Genomic DNA, 249 nt, shown 5'->3' on the forward strand with positions numbered 1-249 from the left:
CTCAGAGGTTGGTGACGGAACCACTACAGTAGTTCTACTTGCAACAGAGTTTTTGAAGGAGGCCAAACCCTTTATAGAGGATGGAGTCCATCCTCAAAATCTGATACGCAGCTATAGAACTGCATGCTATTTGGGAATTGAGAAGATAAAAGAATTGGCTTTTAGCATTGAAGGAAAAAGTCTAGAAGAAAAGAAAAATCTACTTGCTAAATGTGCTGCTACAACACTATCATCAAAACTTATTGGCGG

At 39.4% G+C, this 249-nt stretch carries 1 protein-coding gene; it reads left to right on the forward strand.

The annotated features are described in order from the left end of the window. Positions 1–249 (forward strand): TCP-1/cpn60 chaperonin family protein (locus tag C6N31_RS47450; protein WP_198359746.1); only part of this gene is annotated, 249 nt, incomplete at both ends.

It is taken from the genome of Streptomyces fildesensis, from assembly GCF_016107395.1.
Taxonomy (GTDB): domain Bacteria; phylum Actinomycetota; class Actinomycetes; order Streptomycetales; family Streptomycetaceae; genus Actinacidiphila; species Actinacidiphila fildesensis.